The 17,952-nt window shown below is 73.1% G+C and carries 15 protein-coding genes; 9 read left to right on the top strand and 6 right to left on the bottom strand.

What is annotated here, in order from left to right; all coding sequences use genetic code 11:
• The first annotated feature begins 95 nt into the window (after nucleotides 1-95).
• On the top strand, nucleotides 96-1,268 hold the full coding sequence (locus AC29IT_RS03045; protein ID WP_488217724.1) for a 4-hydroxybenzoate 3-monooxygenase: 1,173 nt from the start codon (nucleotides 96-98) through the stop codon (nucleotides 1,266-1,268).
• A 133-nt stretch (nucleotides 1,269-1,401) separates the two neighbouring features.
• On the opposite strand, the gene AC29IT_RS03040 is transcribed toward AC29IT_RS03045, so the two are convergent.
• Complete coding sequence (locus AC29IT_RS03040) at nucleotides 1,402-2,100, bottom strand: alpha/beta fold hydrolase (RefSeq protein ID WP_488217723.1); 699 nt, start codon at nucleotides 2,098-2,100, stop codon at nucleotides 1,402-1,404.
• A gap of 119 nt (nucleotides 2,101-2,219) precedes the next feature.
• On the opposite strand from AC29IT_RS03040, the gene AC29IT_RS03035 reads away from it, so the two are divergent.
• The gene (locus tag AC29IT_RS03035; protein ID WP_358437975.1) at nucleotides 2,220-2,558 is read left to right on the top strand and encodes a winged helix-turn-helix transcriptional regulator; all 339 of its coding nucleotides are present in this window, start codon (nucleotides 2,220-2,222) and stop codon (nucleotides 2,556-2,558) included.
• Between the two features lie 137 nt (nucleotides 2,559-2,695).
• Here the strand turns inward: AC29IT_RS03035 and AC29IT_RS03030 are convergent, their stop codons facing one another.
• The 4 genes from AC29IT_RS03030 to AC29IT_RS03015 all read right to left on the bottom strand — a co-directional run bounded on the left by AC29IT_RS03030 (nucleotide 2,696) and on the right by AC29IT_RS03015 (nucleotide 8,107).
• Nucleotides 2,696-4,342 (bottom strand): AMP-binding protein, encoded by a 1,647-nt coding sequence (locus AC29IT_RS03030; RefSeq protein WP_358437972.1) that lies wholly within the window; start codon nucleotides 4,340-4,342, stop codon nucleotides 2,696-2,698.
• A gap of 31 nt (nucleotides 4,343-4,373) precedes the next feature.
• Nucleotides 4,374-5,501, bottom strand: a complete 1,128-nt coding sequence (metX, locus tag AC29IT_RS03025; protein ID WP_358437969.1) for a homoserine O-acetyltransferase MetX — start codon at nucleotides 5,499-5,501, stop codon at nucleotides 4,374-4,376.
• A gap of 4 nt (nucleotides 5,502-5,505) precedes the next feature.
• Nucleotides 5,506-6,843, bottom strand: coding sequence for a bifunctional o-acetylhomoserine/o-acetylserine sulfhydrylase (locus tag AC29IT_RS03020; RefSeq protein WP_358437967.1), 1,338 nt, complete (start codon nucleotides 6,841-6,843; stop codon nucleotides 5,506-5,508).
• A 301-nt stretch (nucleotides 6,844-7,144) separates the two neighbouring features.
• Nucleotides 7,145-8,107, bottom strand: coding sequence for a formylglycine-generating enzyme family protein (locus AC29IT_RS03015; RefSeq protein WP_488217722.1), 963 nt, complete (start codon nucleotides 8,105-8,107; stop codon nucleotides 7,145-7,147).
• Nucleotides 8,108-8,482: 375 nt separating this feature from the next.
• On the opposite strand from AC29IT_RS03015, the gene AC29IT_RS03010 reads away from it, so the two are divergent.
• From AC29IT_RS03010 to AC29IT_RS02980, 7 genes are all read left to right on the top strand, one after another.
• Entirely contained in the window at nucleotides 8,483-8,899 is a 417-nt protein-coding gene (locus tag AC29IT_RS03010; protein WP_488217721.1) for a DUF5313 family protein, read from the top strand.
• Nucleotides 8,896-10,296, top strand: coding sequence for an NAD(P)/FAD-dependent oxidoreductase (locus AC29IT_RS03005; RefSeq protein WP_488217720.1), 1,401 nt, complete (start codon nucleotides 8,896-8,898; stop codon nucleotides 10,294-10,296). Before AC29IT_RS03010 ends, AC29IT_RS03005 begins: the two co-directional genes overlap by 4 nt.
• A 260-nt stretch (nucleotides 10,297-10,556) precedes the next feature.
• Entirely contained in the window at nucleotides 10,557-11,399 is an 843-nt protein-coding gene (locus tag AC29IT_RS03000; protein ID WP_358437957.1) for a nitrilase-related carbon-nitrogen hydrolase, read from the top strand.
• Nucleotides 11,400-11,443: 44 nt separating this feature from the next.
• Nucleotides 11,444-12,754 (top strand): aspartate aminotransferase family protein, encoded by a 1,311-nt coding sequence (locus tag AC29IT_RS02995; RefSeq protein WP_358438098.1) that lies wholly within the window; start codon nucleotides 11,444-11,446, stop codon nucleotides 12,752-12,754.
• Complete coding sequence (gene hydA, locus AC29IT_RS02990) at nucleotides 12,751-14,151, top strand: dihydropyrimidinase (protein ID WP_488217719.1); 1,401 nt, start codon at nucleotides 12,751-12,753, stop codon at nucleotides 14,149-14,151. The genes AC29IT_RS02995 and hydA overlap by 4 nt, the downstream gene beginning before the upstream one ends.
• 28 nt (nucleotides 14,152-14,179) lie before the next feature.
• Nucleotides 14,180-15,199, top strand: a complete 1,020-nt coding sequence (locus tag AC29IT_RS02985) for a TIGR03842 family LLM class F420-dependent oxidoreductase (RefSeq protein ID WP_358437952.1) — start codon at nucleotides 14,180-14,182, stop codon at nucleotides 15,197-15,199.
• 121 nt (nucleotides 15,200-15,320) lie between these two features.
• Nucleotides 15,321-16,649, top strand: coding sequence for a uracil-xanthine permease family protein (locus tag AC29IT_RS02980; RefSeq protein ID WP_488217718.1), 1,329 nt, complete (start codon nucleotides 15,321-15,323; stop codon nucleotides 16,647-16,649).
• 201 nt (nucleotides 16,650-16,850) lie between these two features.
• On the opposite strand, the gene AC29IT_RS02975 is transcribed toward AC29IT_RS02980, so the two are convergent.
• A complete protein-coding gene (locus tag AC29IT_RS02975) occupies nucleotides 16,851-17,921 on the bottom strand; it encodes an FAD-dependent oxidoreductase (RefSeq protein WP_488217717.1) in 1,071 nt (356 codons plus the stop codon).
• Nucleotides 17,922-17,952 lie beyond the last annotated feature (31 nt).

The raw sequence follows: 17,952 nt of genomic DNA, 5'->3' as shown, positions 1-17,952 counted from the left end.
AGCAAGGCGACGCCGACTCGTTGACATGCGGACGTTCCAGGTGAAATGTGCATCCTGATTGATCCGTGCACGGATGAATTGAGGAGGCGTGGTCGATGCGGACCAGCGTGGCCATCATCGGAGCGGGACCGGCGGGCCTGCTGCTCGCGCGACTGCTGCAGCAGCGGGGTGTCGAGTCGGTCGTGCTGGAATCCCGCTCCCGCGAGCACGTCGAGCACCGGCAGCGCGCCGGAATCCTGGAGCAGGGCACCGTCGACGTGCTGCGGGCCTGCGGCGCGGGGGAGCGGATGGACCGCGAAGGCCTGGTGCACGACGGGATCGAACTGCGCTTCGGCGGCACCGGGCACCGCATCGACCTGGCCGCGCTCACCGGCGGCCGTCAGGTGATGGTGTACGCGCAGACCGAGGTGGTGCGCGACCTGGTGGCGCTGCGGGCCGAGTCCGGTGCGCCACTGCTGTTCGAAGCCGAGGTGCTGGAAGTGCTGGACGCCGAGACCGAGCACCCGCGGGTCCGCTACCGCCACGCCGGTGCCGAGCACGTGCTCGACGCCGACTACGTGGTCGGCGCGGACGGCTTCCACGGCGTGGGCCGCAAGACGATCCCCGCGGACCGGGTCCGCACCTACGAACGGACCTATCCCTTCGCGTGGCTCGGAATCCTCGCCGATGTCGCTCCGTCCACTGAGGAATTGATCTACGCCTGCCACGAGCGCGGATTCGCGCTGCACAGCATGCGCACTCCGCAGGTCAGCAGGCTCTATTTGCAGGTTCCGCCGGACACCGACGCGCGGGACTGGCCGGACGACCGGATCTGGGGCGAGCTGGACCTGCGGTTCGCGGTCGACGGGGACTGGCGGCTGGAACGCGGGCCGATCACCGACAAGTCGGTGACCCCGATGCGCAGCTTCGTCGCGGAACCGTTGCGGTACGGGCGGTTGCTGCTGGCCGGGGATGCCGCGCACATCGTGCCACCTACCGGGGCGAAGGGGCTCAACCTGGCCGTGGCCGACGTGACGCTGCTGGCACAGGCGCTCACCGCGGCGGTCGGCCACGGTGACGATCGAGCGTTGGAGTCCTATTCGGACACCGCGCTGCGCCGGGTGTGGCGCGCCGAGCACTTCTCGTACTCGATGACGACGCTCTTGCACACCGATCCCGCGGCCGACGACTTCGCGCGCCGCCTGCAACGATCCCACCTCGACTACGTCGTCGCTTCGACGGCGGCGGCCACGTCGCTCGCGGAGAACTACGTCGGCCTGGAGCTCTGAGCCGTTCTCGCCTCCGCCGGACCGGCTCGTCACCTCGGGTGTGCTCCGGTCGCGGAACAGCCGCACCCGTCGGCATCGATCGGGGTCCTCCCGCGCCCCGGCGGTGGCCGGTAAAGCCGGCTCGTTCCGCCGATCAGGCCGCTTCGAGCAGCAACTCGGAGAGCGCGGCGGGCATGGTGATCATGCAGTCGTGCCCGGTCGGCAGCTCCCGCTTCGCCTCGCCCACCGGGACGGGACGCCGGGGGATGTCCGCCCGCCGTCCTCCGACGCAGTGGATGTGCGTGCGTGGGATGGCGCGCGCGGCGGGGTCGCTCAGCCGGACCGGTTCCTGGAGGCATCGCGCCGACAGGTCCGACAGCATCGAGCGCAACCAGGCGACGTCGTCGGGATCGGTGACCCCGAACAGGCCGAGCGGTGGGGGCTGCTCCGGCGGCGGCGGAATTCGCCACCCGTCCACGGCGTCGTCGACGAGCTGCTTGATGACCGGGAACGCGTCGATGCCTGCTTCGCCGTCTTCGGGGACCTCCGTGTCGAGGTACACCAAGCGCGTGATCCGTCCGGGGGCTCGGTCGGCCGCTCCTGAGATGACCATCCCGGCGTAGCTGTGCCCGACGAGCACGACGTCGTCCAGATCTTCTCGCGTGATCAGACCGACGATGTCGTCGATGTGGGTGCCGAGCCCGACCTCGGGGGCCAGCAGGTGCGCCTTGTCGCCGTGGCCGGTCAGCGATGGTGCGAGCACCCGGTGCCCGGCCGACTCCAGGATCGGGACCACGCGTTCCCAGCTCCGCCCGCTGTGCCAGGCGCCGTGAACCAGTAAGTAGGTGGACATGGTCGTGCAGTTCCTCCTGGTGCCTCGGTATCGTTCAGTAACCGAGAGCAATCGTGGTCCCCACGACGCGCACCGGGCAATACGGCACTTTTCAGTGCCCCGGTTCTCCGGAGGTAACCGTGCAGGACCCGTGCCGGACCCGCGAAGTCCTCGGCATCGTCGGCGACAAGTGGGCGCTGCTGATCGTGCGGATGCTCGCGGACGGGCCGCTGCGCTTCACCGAGCTCAAGCGGGCCGTCGACGGCATCAGCCAGCGCATGCTCACCGTCACGTTGCGCGACCTGGAACGCGACGGGATCCTGACGCGCACGGTTCACAACGTGATGCCGCCGCACGTCAGCTACGAGCTGACCGCGATGGGCCGGAGCCTGCACGACGCCACCGCGCCGCTGATCACGTGGAGCATCGAGCACCTCCCGCACATCGACGCCGCCCGCACCGCGTACGACGACCGCTAGGTTCCGCGGAGACTCCTGCGCGGTCCGGCTCGCCGTCCTCGTGAGCGGATTCGATCAGGCGACCTTTCGGAATGATCTTCGGTCGTCCTCTTGTCGGCGGAACCGCCGAGCTTTCGCCACCGGGACACCTGGGCAGCTCATTCGGAAAGGTCTGCGGAGCGCCCGCGGAGTTCTCGGCGGAGCAGCTTTCCCGTTGTCGTCTTGGGCAGTTCGGCGAGGATCTCGACCTGCCTGGGGTACTTGTAGGCCGCCAGCCGCGCGCGGCAGAACTCGACCAGTTCCGCCGGTTCGGCGCGCAGCCCGGCGCGGAGGCTCACGTACGCCCGCACCGTCTCCCCGCGGTACGGGTCCGGCACGCCGACGACGGCGGCCTCCCGGACTGCGGGGTGCTCGTAGAGCACGTCCTCCACCTCCCGCGGCCACACCTTGTAGCCGCCCGCGTTGATCTGGTCCTTCTTGCGGTCCACCAGGTAGAACCAGCCGTCGGCGTCCCGGTGCGCGACGTCGCCGGTGCGCAGTTCACCACCGGGCAGCGCGGCCGCGGTCTCCGCCCGCTTGCCCCAGTAGCCGGGCACGACCTGCGGGCCGGAGATCGCGAGTTCGCCGATTTCGCCGGGCGGTGCCTCGCGACCGTCCTCGCCGAGGATGCGGGCGCGCGTGGACCGCACCGGCACGCCCACCGACAGCGCGCCGGACGCCTCGTCGATGCGCGCCGGTGCGCCCCAGGGCTGGGCGAACGCGGCCGAGGTGGTCTCGGTGAGCCCGTAGACGTTGTGGATCCGCTGCCCGAACCGCTCCTCGAAGTCCCGCACCGTGCTCGGCGGGATCGGCGCGCCACCGGAGTAGACGCGGCGCAGGCTCGCCAGGTCCGCCGCCGTGCCCCCGGTGCCGAGCAGCGCGATGAACGCGGTGATCGCCCCGACCGCGAAGGTCGGCCGGTGCTCGCGGACCGCGTCCAGCACCACCTCCGGCTCGAACCGGTGGGTGAGCACCAGCGGCACCGGCGTGAGCAGCGCCAGCGCCACGTGCCCCACCAGCCCGGTGATGTGGAACAGCGGGGCGACGCCCAGCACCACGTCGTCCGCGCCGATCCCGGCGAGGTCCCGCCACACCCGGGCGTCGAACACCACGTTGCGGTGGGTGTTCATCGCGCCCTTCGGCGGCCCGGTGGTGCCGGAGGTGTAGCTCAGCGCCGCCACGTCCTCCGGTGCCAGGTCGACCGGCACCGGACGGCGGCCGCGGTGGGCGGCGAGCAGCTCCTCCAGGTCGACGGTGCCCGCGGGCACCGGCTCGTCCCGCTCCGGCAGCACCCGGACGTCGTCGCGGCTCTGGAAGGCCCGTTCGGCGGTGGTGATCACCAGCCGCACCGAGCTCTCCGGGACCACTCCGGCGGCCACCGATCCGTGCAGCCCGCGCAGCGCCACCAGCACCGATGCCCCCGAGTCCGCCAGCAGCAGCGCCAGTTCCCGCCGCTTGTTCATCGGGTTGATCGGCACCGCGGTGCAGCCCGCCTTCCACGCGCCGAGCAGCGCGATCGCGAACTGCGGCACGTTCTGCAGGTACAGCGCGACCCGCTCGCCCGGCACGACCCCGCGGTCCTGCAACGCGACGGCGAACGCGTCGGTGAGCTCGTCCAGCTCGCCGGTGGTGATCGTGGTGTCGAAGTGGTGCAGCAGCGGGGCGTCCGGGAAGCGGCGCACCGCGTCCGCGAACGCGGCCACCGCGTTCGGGAAGTCCGGGTCGGAGGACGGATCGTGCCGGGGGTGCTCCTCGTGGGCGGCCATCCACCCACCGTTGGCCGCGCGCAGCCCCGCGTCAAGCGCCCTTGAGCAGTTCCGCGACCAGTTCGGCGACCTGCTCGGTCTCCACCAGGAACCCGTCGTGGCCGTGCGCCGACCTGAGGATCCGCGCGCGGGTGCCCAGGCCCGCGGCGAGCGCGTGCTGGTCGGCGGGCGGGAACAACCGGTCGCTGTCCACCCCGGCCACCAGCGTCCGCGCCCGCACCCGGCGCAGCGCCGCTTCCACCCCGCCGCGGCCGCGCCCCACGTCGTGCCCGCTCATCGCCTCGGTCAGCCGCACGTAGCTGGCCGCGTCGAAGCGCCCCACCAGCTTCGCCGCGTGGTGGTCCAGGTACGACTCCACCGCGTAGCGCCCACCGGCCGCCGGGTCCTCGCCATCCTGCGGCGCCGAACCGAACCGCGCTTGCAGCTCCGCCGGGCTGCGGTAGGTGAGGTGCGCGATCCGCCGCGCCAGCCCGAGCCCCGCGTGCGGGCCGCGCCCGTCGGGCAGCTCGTGGAAATCACCGCCCAGCCAGTCCGGGTCGGCGCGGATCGCGTGCAGCTGCGTCGACGACCAGGCGATCTGCTCGGCGGTCGCGGCGGCCCCGCAGCACAGCACCAGCGCGGAACCGACCCGGTCCGGCTGGTCCACCGCCCACTCCAGGGCGCGCATCCCGCCGAGCGAACCGCCGATCACCGCCGCCCACCGGTGCACGCCCAGCGACTCGGCGAGCGCCACCTCGGAACGCACCAGGTCCCGCACGGTCACCGCCGGGAACCGCCCGCCCCACGGCCGCCCGTCCGGCGCCGGATCGGCGGGCCCGGTGCTGCCCTGGCAGCCGCCGAGCGCGTTCGGCGCCACCACGAACCAGCGGTCGGTGTCCAGCGCCAGGCCCGGCCCGACGACGCCTTCCCACCAGCCCGCGCTGGGGTGGCCCGGTCCGGCGGGGCCGCGCAGGTGCGGGTCGCCGGTGAGCGCGTGCAGCACCAGCACCGCGTTGCCGCCGTCCGGGTCGAGGGACCCCCACGTCTCGTACGCCAGCCGCGCGTCCGGCAGCACCGCGCCGGACTCCAGGTGCTGCGGGTCGAGGTGCAGGAACCGCCGCCGCCCCGGCGGATCCCCTTCCCGCCAGGCACCGGTGGCGGGAAGGGGTCGCGTGCTCATCTGCTCAGCGCTCCAGCTCGGCCTTCGCCGCGCGGAACGCCGACTCGAGGTCCGCCTTCAGGTCGTCGACGTTCTCGATGCCGACGGACAGGCGCACCAGACCCGGCGTCACGCCCGCGTCCAACTGCTCCTGCTCGGTGAGCTGGCTGTGCGTGGTGCTCGCCGGGTGCGCGATGAGGCTGCGCACGTCGCCGATGTTGACCAGGTGGCTGAACAGGGACACGCCCTCGACGAACTTCCGGCCGGCCGCCACCCCGCCGCGCAGCTCGAAGGACACGATGGCGCCGAAGCCGTGCTCCAGGTAGCGGTTGCCCAGCTCGTGCCACGGGCTCGACGGCAGGCCCGCGAAGTGCACCTTCGCCACCTCGTCGCGCTCCTCCAGCCAGCGGGCCAGTTCCAGCGCGTTCGCGCCGTGCCGCTCGATGCGCAGCGACAACGTCTCCAGACCCTGCAGCACCAGGAACGCGTTGAACGGCGAGATCGCCGGACCGAGGTCGCGCAGCCCCTGCACCCGCAGCTTCGCGGCGAACGCGCCGTGCCCGAGGGCGGGCCAGTAGCGCAGGCCGTGGTAGCTCGGGTCCGGCTCGTTGAACCCGGGGAACCGCTCCGGGTCGGCGCCGAAGTCGAAGGAGCCGCCGTCCACCACGATGCCGCCGACCGCGGTGCCGTGGCCGCCGAGGTACTTCGTCGCCGAGTGCACCACGATGTCCGCGCCGTGCTCCAGCGGCCGCAGCACGTACGGGGTGGTGACCGTGTTGTCCACGACCAGCGGCACCCCCGCCTCGTGCGCGATGTCGGCGATCGCGCGCACGTCGAGCACGTTGCTGCGCGGGTTGCCCAGCGACTCGGCGAACAGCAGCTTCGTGTTCGGCCGCACCGCGGACCGCCAGGCGTCCGGGTTGTCGAAGTCGTCGACGAACGTGACCTCGATGCCCAGCTTCGGCAGCGTGTGGTGGAACAGGTTGTAGGTGCCGCCGTACAGCGAGGAGCTCGACACCAGGTGGTCCCCGGCCTGCGCCAAGGTCAGCACCGCCAGCGTCTCCGCCGCCTGCCCGGAGGCCACCGCGACCGCGCCGACCCCGCCCTCCAGCTTCGCGACGCGCTGCTCCAGCACGTCCTGGGTGGGGTTGTTGATGCGGGTGTAGATGTTGCCGGGCTCGGCCAGGCTGAACAGGTCCTGCGCGTGCTGGGTGTCGCGGAAGACGTACGAGGTCGTCTGGTAGATCGGCGTCGCGCGGGCGCCGGTCGCCGGGTCGGGCTGCGCGCCGGCGTGGATCTGCAGCGTGTCGAACGACCAGTTCGCCTCGGGCGAGTCGGTCTGGGCGGGGACGTCAGCGGACATGAGGGCTCCACGGTGGGTGATGACGCGGACGCGTCGAAAGTCGAACGGTGCGGGCCGCCCGCGCGGCACCGGGGTGGGGCGCGGGCGTGCTCGAGATGGTGCAGCGGCTCAGCGGCCGCGCGAGGAGATCAGCGGGCGCGACAGGCGGAAGCGGTCACGCGCACCAGATCGACGTGGCGGCGCTCCACTAAGCGGATCATGGGCGTGAGCCTATCGGCTGACCCACCCGGAGCAACAGAACGTTCACCATTCGGGAGCAATCGTCCCCTGCCGCAGGTGGCGGCGGTTCCGGGTCGAGCCGTCAGGCGCGGACGCAGCGGAACCCGAGGTTCCCGACCGAGCTGTCCGGGCTGTTGGAGGTGCGGGCCGCGACGCGGTACCGGTTGCAGTACGAGTCGTGGCACAGGTACGAGCCGCCGCGCATCACCCGGTTCTCGCCGTCGGCGGGCCCCTGCGGATCGGTGGCGCCGGACGCGGCGTGCTCGACTCCCCAGCGGTCCGCGCACCACTCCCACACGTTGCCCGCCGCGTTGTGCAGCCCGAATCCGTTGGGCGGGAACGCGTCGGCGGGCGCGGTGCCCCGGTGGCCGTCCTCGGCGAGGTTCTTGACGGGGAACGTGCCCTGCCAGATGTTGCAGCGGTGCTCGCCGTCGGGGGTGAGCTCGTCGCCCCACGGGTAGCGGCGCTGTTCGAGGCCGCCGCGGGCCGCGAACTCCCACTCGGCCTCGGTGGGCAGCCGCGCCCCGGCCCACTCGCAGTACGCCGCGGCGTCGTGCCAGGACACGTGCACCACGGGGTGCTCGGCACGGCCGCCGAGGTCGGACCCGGGCCCTTCCGGCCGGTCCCAGGTCGCCCCTTCCACACCGCACCACCAGGGCGTCTGCTCCGGCCGGGGCGCCGAGCGCCGCAGCGCACCGGGCAGGAACGAGGCGAAGACGTAGGACCAGCCGAACCGCTCCGCGTCGGTGCTGAAACCGGTCGCGGCGATGAAGCGGGCGAACTCGGCGTTGGTGACGGCGAGCGCGCTGATCTCGAACGGGTTCACCCGCACCTCGCGCACCGGGCCTTCGCCGTCCTGCGGGAAGCCGTCCGCGTCGGCGGTGCCCATCAGGAAGGCACCGCCGTCCAGCGCGATCCACCGGTGCTCGACGGTCTCGCCCGCGGCGGCGGGGGCCGGGGCGGGTGCGTCGCCGGGCTCCCGCGTGCGTCCGGGCGCGCAGCAGCCGTCGTGCGGCTCGGAGGTCTTCGGGTCCGCTTCGCTCACGACTCCACTCTAGGAGCGCTCCGCACCGGAACCGGGGAGCGGGGGGCGCGGCGGTACCGGGACCGATCCGGCCTGCGCGCCCGCGACCGGATCAATCCACTGCGGACGGTCAGGGATGGGTGCGCGGCCCGCGCACCAGCTGGACCAGAGCGGCACCCGCGCCCCGGAAACCGTCGTCCAGGACGTCGGTGAACATCACCGCGCCCACCACCAACACGAACAACATCACCACGACAACAGCGAACATATCAGCACAACCCCTTTCACCTGGATCATCGCGAACCGGGGAAGATCGTTACGGGGCGTCCGGGTGATGCGGGCAACGGGTTCGCCCCGGCCCTTCGGAAGTGCCACCGCGACCACTAATCTAGGCGAGTGCGGACACCTCGGCCACCTTCACCGCGGCCGGTCTCCGGGCGGCCCGGCCCGGCGCAATGGGTCTGGTACGCGTTCGGCGGCCGGTTGCCCGCCCGCTGCGCGGAATGGGTGCTGCACGACGTGACCTGCCGGACCTGGGCGCTGCGGCACGTGGCGCGGGCGCTGACCCAGCTGGCGCCGTTCTGCGCGGTGCTGCTGCTGGTGCCGGGGCCGCTGGAACTCCGGCTCAGCACGATCGCGATGGGGTTGTCGGTGGGGTTGTTCTGCTCGCTGTACCTGATGGGGGAGGCGTGCGAGCACCGCTCGATCAAGCACGGCCACCCGCCCGGCCTGGCCAGGGAGACCCGGCAGGTCCGCAAGGACGTGGATCGGGCGGGCAGGCGCGGCACCGGGTCCCGCCCGTGGTGGCAGTGACCGGCCCGTCGCCCGAGGCCGCGCTCGCCGACGCGGAACCGGCCGCGTTCTGGCCGCAGCGCTCGCCGATCGCCCCGCGCCCGCCGCTGCCCGGACCGGACCGCGCCGACCTCGTCGTGGTCGGCGCCGGGCTCACCGGGTTGTGGACGGCGGTGCTGGCCAAGGAACGCGATCCGGAGCTGGACGTGCTGGTGCTGGACGCCGGGCGGGCCGGGTCCGGCGGCAGCGCTCGCAGCGCCGGATTCCTGTCCGAATCGCTCACCCACGGCCTCGCCCACGGCGCCTGGCTGTGGCCCGCCGAGATCGGCGGACTGGTGGAGCTGGGCAGGCGGAACCTGCGCGAGATCGGGGAATTCCTCGACGGCGACGGCATCGACGCGGACCTGTCCTGGTGCGGCAAGACGGCGGTGGCCACCGAACCGCACCAGGTCGGGGAGCTGCGCGACGAGGCGGACCTCTACCGCGAGCACGGGTTCACCGCGCTGTTCCAGGGAGCAGGCGGGGTCCGGGCCGACCTGCGCTCCGAGTCGTTCCGCGCCGGGCTGCGCTTGCCGGAGGCCGGCGGGCTGGTGGACCCGGCGAGGCTCGTCGGCGGCCTGCTCGCGGCCGCCGAGCGGCGCGGGGTCCGGGTGCACGAGCACAGCGCGGTGCGCGCGCTGCGCCCCGGCGGGACGGACGTGCGGCTGCGCTGTCCACAAGGGACGGTCGTGGCACGGCGGGTGGTGCTCGCGACCAACGCGTTCCCCGCCCCGCTGCGCGGGGTGCGCCGCCGGGTGCTGCCGATCTGGGACCACGTGCTCGTCACCGAACCGCTGTCCGCGGCCGCGTGGGAGTCGCTGGGCTGGCGGGACCGCCAGGGCGTCACCGACTCGCACAACCTGTTCCACTACTTCCGGCCCACCCCCGACGGCCGGGTCCTGTGGGGCGGCGGCGCCCCGGAGTACTTCTTCGGCGGGCGCACCGCCGCCCGCTTCGCCGACCGGCCGGGCACGCACCGCAGGCTCGCGACCCGGTTCTTCGCGACGTTCCCGCAGCTGGAGGGCACCCGGTTCACGCACCGCTGGGGCGGGCCGATCGACGCCACCACCCGCTCGACCCCGGTGTTCGGCACCGCCTGCGACGGGCGGATCGGCTACGCCGCCGGGTTCACCGGGCTCGGCGTGGCCGCGTCCCGGTTCGGCGCGCAAGTCGTGCTGGACCTGCTGGCCGGAGCGGAGACCCGGCGCACCCGCTCCGCCCTGGTGCGGACCCGGCCGCTGCCGTACCCGCCGGAACCGCTGCGCTGGCCGCTGGTGCGGCTCACCCACCGCGCGCTGGACCGCGCCGACACCACTGCGGGCCGGCGCGGGGCGTGGCTGCGATGGCTCGACCGGCACGGGATCGGGCTCGGGAGTTGATCGCCCGCCCGGCGGTGGCCGGACCACCGTCCGCCGCAGCGGACCGAACCGCGCCGACACACCGGCGCTTCCTCCTTCCGAGCGAACCCGTCGGCCCGCGCCGCGCGCCCGCCGCACCCGTTCCCGCAGCGAGCGCGCGCGCCCGCCGCACCGGTGGTGCTCAGCGCCGCTGATCCTGGCCCGCGCGGTCATTGCAGGTACCCGGACCGCGCCATATGTTCGGAGCGTCCCCGGCCGGTCACAGCACGAGAGGTGCCGCCATGCCGAACCTGGTTCGCGCCGCACTGGTCCAGGCGAAGTGGACCGGCGACGCCCGGTCCATGATCGACGTCCACGAGCAGCACACCCGAGCCGCCGCCGCGCAGGGCGCGCAGGTGATCGGCTTCCAGGAAGTGTTCAACGCCCCCTACTTCTGCCAGGTGCAGAACACCGAGCACCAGCGCTGGGCCGAAGCCGTCCCGCACGGGCCCACCACCGAGCGGATGCGCGCGCTCGCCCGCGAACTGCGCATGGTGATCGTGGTACCGATCTTCGAAGTGGACGGTCCGGGGTTCTGCTACAACACCGCCGCCGTCATCGACGCCGACGGCGAGTACCTCGGCAAGTACCGCAAGCACCACCTGCCGCACCTGCCCGGGTTCTGGGAGAAGTTCTACTTCCGCCCCGGCAACCTCGGCTGGCCGGTGTTCGACACCGCGGTCGGCAAGGTCGGCGTCTACATCTGCTACGACCGGCACTTCCCGGAGGGCTGGCGGGCGCTCGGGCTGGCCGGGGCGCAGCTCGTCTACAACCCGTCGGCGACCAGCCGGGGCCTGTCCTCCTACCTGTGGAAGCTGGAACAGCCGGCCGCCGCCGTCGCCAACGAGTACTTCATCGCCGCGATCAACCGGGTCGGCGTGGAGGAGTACGGCGACAACGACTTCTACGGCAGCAGCTACTTCGCCGACCCCTACGGGCGGTTCGTCGGCGACGTCGCCAGCGACCAGGACGAGGAACTCGTGGTGCGCGACCTGGACTTCGACCTGATCGACGAGGTCCGCGCCAAGTGGGCGTTCTACCGCGACCGGCGCCCGGACGCCTACGGGCCGCTCACCGCGCCCTGACCGACACCGTTCCCGCACCGGCAGCTGGAGAGGAAAGGACGGCCATGACCGACGAGGGCGCGCACGACGAGCTGGCGAAGCGGCGCAGGCAAGTGCTGCCGGACTGGCTGTCCACCTACTACGAGCAGCCGATCGACCTGGTCAGCGGCGAGGGCAGGCACGTCCGCGACGCCGAGGGGAACCGCTACCTGGACTTCTTCGGCGGCATCCTCACCACCATGACCGAGCACGCGCTGCCGGAGGTCACCGCCGCCGTCTCCGAGCAGGCCGGGCGCATCCTGCACTCCTCCACGCTGTACCTGAACCGGCCGATGGTCGAGCTGGCCGAACGCGTCGCCGAGCTGTCCGGCATCGACGACCCGCGGGTGTTCTTCACCGCCAGCGGCACCGAGGCCAACGACACCGCGCTGCTGCTGGCCACCGGGTACCGCGGGTCCAACCAGGTGCTGGCGCTGCGCAACAGCTACCACGGGCGATCCTTCTCGGCGCTGGCGATCACCGGCAACCGGGCCTGGTCGCCGACCAGCCTGTCGCCGGTGCAGACGAGCTACGTGCACGGCAGCAGGCGTCGGGGCACCCCGCTCGCCGACCTGCCCGACGCGGCGTTCACCGACGCCTGCGTGCAGGACCTGGAGGACGTGCTCGGGCAGCTGCACGGCAACGTGGCCTGCCTGATCGCCGAACCCATCCAGGGCGTCGGGGGCTTCGCCGTCCCACCGGACGGGTTGTTCGCGCGGTTCAAGGAAGTGCTCGATCGGCACGGCATCCTCTGGATCAGCGACGAGGTGCAGACCGGCTGGGGCCGTACCGGCGAGCACTTCTGGGGCTGGCAGGCGCACGGCGGCAGCGGTGCGCCGGACATCGTGACCTTCGCGAAGGGGCTGGGCAACGGGCTGTCCATCGGCGGCGTCATCGCTCGCGCGGAGATCATGAACAGCATCGGGGTGAACTCGCTGTCCACCTTCGGCGGCAGCCCGGTCACCACCGCCGGGGCACTGGCCAACCTGGAACACCTGCTGGAGCACGACCTGCAGGGCAACGCGCTGCGCGTCGGCGCCGTGCTGCGCGCGGCCATCGACGAGGCCCGGCCGCGGCTGCCGCTCGTCGCCGACGTGCGCGGCAAGGGGCTGATGCTCGGCGTGGAACTCGCCGACCCCGCCACCGGCGCGCCCGACCCGGCCGCGGCCACCGCGGTGCTCGAACGGACCCGGCGCGGCGGGCTGCTCATCGGCAAGGGCGGGCTGGACGGCAACGTGCTGCGCATCGCCCCACCGCTGAGCCTCACCGAGCAGGAGGCCCGCGAGGGCGCCGCGATCCTCGTCGAGGCGCTGGGACGAGCGGGGGAGCGGCCATGACCAGGACGGTGATCCGCGGCGGGCTGGTGATCACCGCGACCGAGGAGATCGAAGCCGACGTGCTCGTGATCGACGAGCAGGTCGCCGCGCTCGGCACCCCCGAACTCGCCGAGCAGTGGCTGCCCGGCGCCGACGCGGTCCTCGACGCGGAGGGGCTGTACGTCATCCCCGGCGGGGTGGACGGCCACACCCACATGGAGATGCCGTTCGGCGGCACCTACTCCGCGGACACCTTCGAGACCGGCACCCGCGCGGCCGCGTGGGGCGGTACCACCACCATCATCGACTTCGCCATCCAGTCCATCGGCGGTTCCGCCAGGGAAGGGCTCGACACCTGGCACGCGAAGGCCGAGGGGAACTGCGCGGTGGACTACGGGTTCCACCTGATCCTCTCCGACGTGCACGACGGCTCGCTGGCCGAACTGGACGGGCTGGTCGGCGAAGGCGTCACCAGCTTCAAGCTGTTCATGGCCTACCCGGGCGTGTTCTACAGCGACGACGGGCGGATCCTGCGCGCCATGCAGCGGGCCGCGGGCAACGGGGCGCTGACCATGGTGCACGCGGAGAACGGCATCGCCATCGATGTGCTCGTGCAGCAGGCCCTCGACGCCGGTCGCACCGATCCTCGCGAGCACGGGCGGGTGCGGCACCCGCTGCTCGAAGCCGAGGCGACCCACCGGGCCATCCAGCTCGCCCGCGTCGCGGGCGCCCCGCTGTACGTCGTGCACGTGTCGGCGGCGGAAGCGCTCGAGGAACTCGTCCGGGCCCGCGACACCGGGCTGCCGGTGTTCGGCGAAACCTGCCCGCAGTACCTGTTCCTCACCGTCGACGAGCTGGCCCGGCCGGGGTTCGAAGGCGCCAAGTACGTCTGCTCCACGCCGCTGCGGCCCGAGGAGCACCAGCGGGAGCTGTGGCGCGGCCTGCGCACCGACGACCTGTCGGTCGTGGCCACCGACCACTGCCCGTTCTGCTTCGCCTCGCAGAAGGAGCTCGGGCTCGGCGACTTCTCCAAGATCCCGAACGGGATGCCCGGCGTGGAGCACCGGCTGGACCTGCTGCACCAAGGAGTGGTGGCCGGGCACCTCACCCGCCGCCGCTGGGTGGAGCTGGCCAGCACCACCCCGGCGCGGATGTTCGGCCTGCACCCGCGCAAGGGCACCATCGCCCCCGGATCGGACGCGGACATCGTGCTCTACGACCCGCGCGCCGAGCACGTGCTGTCCGCGGAGACGCACCACATGAACGTCGACTACAACCCGTACGAAGGCCGGACCGTCACCGGCGGCGTGCGCACCGTGCTCTCCCGCGGTGCGGTGGTCCTCGACGACGGCGAGTACCGCGGCCGCCCCGGGCACGGGCGGTTCCTGCGGCGGGACACCTGCCAATACCTGACCTGACGACCACCTGACGACGCGGAGGTGCGCGATGCGGTTCGGGCTCGTGCTGCAAACCGATCCCCCGGCCTGGTCGGTCGTGGACCTGATGCGGCGCGCCGAGGCGCTCGGCTTCGACCACGGCTGGACCTTCGACTCCTGCGTGCTGTGGCAGGAACCGTTCGTGATCCACAGCCAGATCCTGGCCGCCACCGAGCGGATGGTCGTCGGGCCGATGGTCACCAACCCGGCCACCCGGGACTGGAGCGTCACCGCGTCCACCTTCGCCACGCTCAACGAGATGTTCGGCGAGCGCACCGTCTGCGGCATCGGGCGCGGGGATTCGGCGCTGCGCGTCACCGGCGGCAAGCCGAACACCCTCGCCGTGCTGGAACGCGCCGTCGGCGTGATCCGCGACCTCGCGGAAGGGCGCGAGACCGAGGTGGACGGCACCGCCGTGCGGCTGCCGTGGGTGCGCGGCGGGCGGCTGCCGGTGTGGATCGGCGCGTACGGGCCGAAGGCCCTGGACCTGGCCGGACGGGTCGGTGACGGCGTGATCCTGCAGCTCGCCGACCCGTTGCTGGTGCGGTGGATGGTCCGGCACGTCCGCGACGCGGCCGAGGCGGCGGGCCGCGATCCGGACGCGATCACCGTGTGCGCGGCCGCGCCCGCCTACGTCGGTCCCGACCTCGCACACGCCCGCGAGCAGTGCCGGTGGTTCGGCGGCATGGTCGGCAACCACGTCGCCGACCTGGTGCGCCGCTACGGTTCGAGCTCGGCGGAGATCCCGGCGGAGCTCACCGACTACGTCCGCGACCGGGAGGGCTACGACTACTCCCACCACGGGCGGGCCGGCAATCCCAGCACCGACTTCGTGCCCGACGAGATCGTGGACCGGTTCTGCCTGCTGGGGCCGCCCGAAGCGCACCTGGACAAGCTCGCCGAACTGCGCGCGGCCGGGGTGCACCAGTTCGCCGCCTACGCCATGCACGACGCCGTCGAGTCCACGGTGGAGGAGTACGGGCGCTCGATCATCCCGCGCGCCGCGGCCCCGGAGTCCGCTCCGCGCTGACGGGTGCGCCCACGGCACCGGCTCCGCGGACCCGGGTCCGCCCCGCGGCGAGGCGCCGACCAGGTCACATCGGCGCGACCACCGCGGACGACCGGGCCGCCGCCGGGGCAGACTGTCCGCCATGCGAGGGCGAACGGGTTTCGGGTGGACACTGCACGGCGACGGCAGCACGCCGCGCCCCGGCGAGTCGGTGGCACCCCACGAGCGGCTCACCTGGGGCCGCACCATCGGGTTCGGCGCCCAGCACGTGGTGGCGATGTTCGGTGCCACCTTCGTGTTCCCGGTCCTGATGGGACTCGACCCGAACCTCGCGATCATGGTCTCCGGCGGGGCGACGATCCTGTTCCTGCTCGTGGTGCAGGGCAAGATCCCCAGCTACCTGGGCAGCAGCGCCTCGTTCGTCGGCGCCGTCACCGCGATCCGCGCGGGAGGCGGGGACACCGCCACCGTCACCGGGGCGATCCTGGTCTCCGGTGCGGTGCTCGCGGCCGTCGGCGTGGTGGTGCACTTCGCCGGGCCGGGGGTGGTGCAGCGGTTGCTGCCACCGGTGCTGTCCGGGGCGGTGGTGCTGCTGATCGGGTTCAACCTCGCCCCGGTGGTGGCCGAGACGTACTGGCCGCAGGACCAGTGGACCGCGCTGCTCACCATGATCATCGTGGTGGCGGGCAGCGTGCTGCTGCCGGGTTTCTGGGGCCGCATCGCGGTGTTCCTCGGGCTGGCCGGGGGATACCTGCTGTCCTGGGCGTTCGACGTGCTGCTCGGGCCGATCACCGCGCCGGACGCCGACGGGATCGTGAGCACCCATCCGCGGGTGGACCTCAGCGGCGTGGCGGACGCGGCCTGGTTCGGGTTGCCGGAGGTGCACGCGCCGACGTTCTCCGCTTCGGCGATCGTCGTGGTGCTGCCCGCGGTGATCGCGCTGCTCGCGGAGAACACCGGCCACGTCAAGGCGGTCGAGGAGATGACCGGCACCGACCTGCAGGGCAGCCTCGGGCGCGCGGTGTTCGCCGACGGCTTCGCCACCACCCTCTCCAGCGCGCTCGGCGGCCCGCCGACCACCACCTACGCGGAGAACATCGGCATCATGGCCGCTACCCGGGTGTACTCGACCGCCGCGTACTGGGTGGCGGCGCTGGTGGCCATCGGGTTCGGCCTGTGCCCGAAGTTCGGGGCGATCGTGGCCGCGGTGCCGGGCGGGGTGCTCGGCGGGATCACCGTGGTGCTGTACGGCATGGTCGGGTTGCTGGGCGTGAAGATCTGGGTGCAGAACCGCGTCGACTTCGCCGACCCGGTGAACCTGCTGCCGGTGGCGGCCGGGGTGATCGCCGGGATCGGCGGGGTGTCGCTGACCTTCACGTCGAGCTTGAGCCTGAGCGGCATCGCCCTCGGCACGCTGATCGTCCTGATCGGCTACCACCTGCTCCGCGCCTTCGCCCCCGCCCGGGACTGATCGCCGGTCCGCGCGGGTCGGCCCGGGTCGCGGGACCTCGGGGGGTTCGGCGCCGTCCGCGGGCGGTCGCGGTGCCCGGCGAGGCGAGTTCGCCGTCGGCCCGCACCACCCGGTGTTTCGACCGGGTGGTGCCCGGTGTCGAGCGGTCCGCCCGCGGGACCCGGTGTCTCGGCCGGTGGGGGTTCACGGGCGGAGGCCCGTTCAGCGCAACGCACCGGAGGGGCGCAGGAGCCGCTGGACGTCGCGGGCGGCGGCGCGGCCGGCGCGGTTCGCCCCGATGGTGCTGGCCGACGGGCCGTAGCCGACCAGGTGCAGCCGCGGTTCCGCGACGACCCGGGTGCCGTCCATCCGGATGCCGCCGCCCGGTTCGCGCAGGCCCAGCGGTCTGAGGTGGTCCAGCGCGGCGCGGAACCCGGTGGCCCAGAGGAGCACGTCCACCTCGACCTCGGTGCCGTCGGCCCACCGCAGGCCGCGGGGCGTGATCCGCTCGAACATCGGGTGCCGGTCGAGCACTCCGGCGTCCCGCGCGCGCAGCACCGCGGGCGTCGGCGGTAGCCCGGTCACGCTCACCACGCTGCCCGGGGGCAGTCCGGCGCGGACCCGGCGGTCCACTTCGGCCACCGCGCGCCGCCCGGCGTCCGGGGTGAACTCGGCGTCGCCGAACACGGGCGGGCGGCGCGTCACCCAGGTCGTGGTGGCCACCTCGGCGATCTCGGTGAGCAGCTCCACCGCGGAGATCCCGCCGCCGACCACCGCGACCCGCAGGCCGCGGAACTCCGCGGCGCCGCGGTAGTCGGCGACGTGCAGCTGCCGTCCGGTGAACGCATCCTGCCCGGGGTAGTGCGGCACGAACGGTTTCGTCCACGTCCCGGTCGCGTTGATCACCGCTCGCGCCGCCCAGGTCCCGGTGGCCCCGGCGCCGAGGTCGGCGTCCACGAGCAGCCGCTCGTCCGGGCCGCGCCGCACCGACCGCACCTGCACCGGGCGGTGCACCGGCAGGTCGAATTCCCGTTCGTAGCGGGCGAAGTACTCCGCGAGCACCTCGGACGCCGGCCGCGCCCCGTCCTTCTCCTCCAGTGCGAGGCCGGGCAGGTCGTGGATGCCGTGCACCCCGCCCAGCCGCAGCGACGGCCAGCGGTGCCGCCACGCGCCGCCCGCGCCGGCTCCCGCGTCCAGCACCGCGAACTCGGCTCCGCCGCGCCGCAGGTGGTGCGCACTGCTGAGCCCGGCCTGCCCGGCTCCGATCACGACCACGTCGACCTCGTGCTCCACACCGGCACGAACGCCGGGAGCGCCCGCGGGC

Source organism: Saccharopolyspora sp. MMCC62, assembly GCF_057736575.1.
The sequence above is the reverse complement of the archived record's forward strand: the minus strand, read 5'-3'. Positions and strand labels throughout refer to the sequence as shown.